Raw genomic sequence first — 2441 nt, 5'->3', positions numbered from 1 at the left:
GCGCCCGGCTGGGCGGGTGGTAAAGAAGCGCGACGCCCCCGCCCCCCCCGCCGCCCGGGGGGGGGGGGGCCTTTCGCGTGCCCGTAACCGTGGGTGGGCGCTACGACCCCTGGATGACCTGGGTGACGCCGTTGATGATCTGCTGCACGGCGATCGCGGAGAGCATCATGCCCGCCAGGCGGGTGACCAGAACGACGCCGCCGTCCTTGATCACGCGGATGATCACGAGCGAGTAGCGCATGACGACCCAGAGCACGATATGCATCGCGACGATCGCGGCCCACACCGAGAACTGGCCCTTGAACCCCTGGGCGTCCTGCACGGCGAGGATCACCGAGACGATCGCGCCGGGCCCGGCGAGCAGGGGCATGCCGAGCGGGACGAGGGCGACGTTGACGTCCTTGGTCTGCTTGGGTTCGTCGGTCTTGCCGGTCAGCAGATCGAGCGCGATGAGCAACAGGAGCAGACCGCCGGCGATCATCAGGGCCGGCACCGAGACATGCAGATAGTCCAGGATCTGATGGCCGACCAGACCGAACACGGAGATCACCCCGAAGGCCACGCACACGGCCTGGAAGGCCATCCGGCGCTGGACCTTCGCGGGGCGGCCCGCGGTCAGGGCGAGGAAGATCGGAGTGACCCCGGGCGGGTCCATGATCACGAAGAGGGTCAGGAAGAGGGAGCCGAATACGGCGGCGTCGAACACAGGGAAGCCTTGCGGGAGTTGAGGGTGAGCGGGTGAGCACGCGGGCACGCCGCGTCGGCGCTTCGAGGGGTACGAGAGGGACGCGGCGCGCGGGTTACGCCGGGACTCCCCCGGTGCCGGGCACGGGGAACGCCCCCGTCGCACGGCGGATGATCTCCCCGTAGACCTCGGGGTCGGTGGTGTACTCGCCGAGCGAGCAGGTCTTGCGGCTGCCGTGATAGTCGCTGGAACCGGTCGCGAGCAGCCCGAGCTCACCGGCGAGACCCTTGAGCCGGGCGCGGGTCGCCGGCTCGTGGTCCATGTGGTCGGCCTCGATCCCGTCGAGACCGGCTTCCGCGAGCCGAGCTATGGCTTCCACGGGGACGACCTCGCCGCGCTTGACGGCGAGCGGATGCGCGAAGACCGTGACGCCGCCGGCCGCCTTCACCAGGCGGATCGCCTCGAACGGATCGAGCTCGTGCTTGTCGACGTACGCGCGGCCGCCGTTGGCGAGCCAGTCGGCGGTGAAGGCGTCGGAGACGGTGGGCACGACGCCCAGCTCGACGAGCGCCTCGGCGATATGCGGCCGCCCGAGCGAGCCGTCCCCGGCGATCCGGGCGACATGCTCCCACTCGATGTCCACGCCCAGCTCCTGGAGCTTGCCGACCATCGCGCGGGCGCGCGGGACGCGGTCGTCGCGGACGAGTTCGCGTTCGGCGAGGAGGGCGGGGTCGTCCGCGTCGAAGAGGTACGCGAGCAGATGCAGGCCCGTGCCGTTCAGCCGGCAGGAGAGCTCGGCACCGGTCACGAGCGTGAGCCCCTCGGGCAGCGCCTTCACCGCTTCGGCGTGCCCTCGCGTGGTGTCGTGATCGGTCAGCGCCACCACATCAAGCCCGGCGTCCCCGGCCTTGCGCACGAGCTCCGCGGGGGTGTCGGTGCCGTCGGAGGCCGTGGAGTGGGTATGCAGATCAATCCGCACGGCTGCTCCTCTCGACGATCGACGGGTTCGGGCGACGCTCCAGGATAACGGGGGGTTCGGGGGTGCTTGGTCCGTGCGGGGTGGGGTGGGGTGGGGTCTTGGTGCGGGGTGCGGGGTGCGGGGTGCGGGTGCCGCGCCGCGTGCGGGTGCCGCGTCGGCGCGGGTGCGTGTCCGGGTGCGGGTGCGGGTGCCTCGCCAGGTGCGGGGGCTCATCGCCGGTGCAGGTCTCGTCGCTGAGCGCGGGGGCTCATCGCTGGGTGCGGGTGCGTGTCCGGGTGCGGCTGCGGGCGCCTCGCCAGGGGCGGGGGCTCGTCGCCGGTGCGGGTCTCCTCGCTGGGCGAGCGCTCATCGCTGGGAGCGGGCGCCCCATTGGGTGCGGCTGCGGGCGCCTGTCCAAGCGCGGGCGCCGGGCCGGTGCGGGTCTCGTCGCTGGGCGCGGGGGCTCATCGCTGAGTGCGGGCGCGTCGCTGGGCGCGTCTGCGGTCGCCTCTCCAGGCGCGGGCGCCTGGCCGGTGCGTCTCGTCGCTGGGCGCGAGTGCTCATCGCTGGGTGCGGGTGCGCCGCTGGGCGCGGCTGCGGTCGCCTCTCCAGGCGCGGGCGCGGGCGCCGGGCCGGTGTGGGCGGTGGGGTCTTGTCGTTGGGTGCGGGTGGGTGGGCGCCTGCGGCGGGCGGATTTCCCCTACCCGCCCCTTCCCGAAAAAGGGGGTGGGGCCCCGGCCCCCTTGGGGGGGGCCCCCGCGGGGGGTTGTCCCCCCTCCCCCCCCCCTGGGGCTGTCC

General features: G+C 73.2%; 2 protein-coding genes. Both read right to left on the bottom strand.

Annotation, left to right across the window (positions count from 1 at the left end):
• Nucleotides 1-100: 100 nt before the first annotated feature.
• The gene (locus JAO81_RS33965) at nucleotides 101-706 is read right to left on the bottom strand and encodes a MarC family protein (protein ID WP_199551828.1); all 606 of its coding nucleotides are present in this window, start codon (nucleotides 704-706) and stop codon (nucleotides 101-103) included.
• A 94-nt stretch (nucleotides 707-800) separates the two neighbouring features.
• A complete protein-coding gene (locus JAO81_RS33960; protein WP_199551827.1) occupies nucleotides 801-1664 on the bottom strand; it encodes a PHP domain-containing protein in 864 nt (287 codons plus the stop codon).
• Nucleotides 1665-2441: the final 777 nt, after the last annotated feature.

Source organism: Streptomyces sp. N35, from assembly GCF_016464295.1.
In the GTDB taxonomy this organism is placed as follows: Bacteria; Actinomycetota; Actinomycetes; order Streptomycetales; family Streptomycetaceae; genus Streptomyces.
The sequence above is the reverse complement of the archived record's forward strand: the minus strand, read 5'-3'. Positions and strand labels throughout refer to the sequence as shown.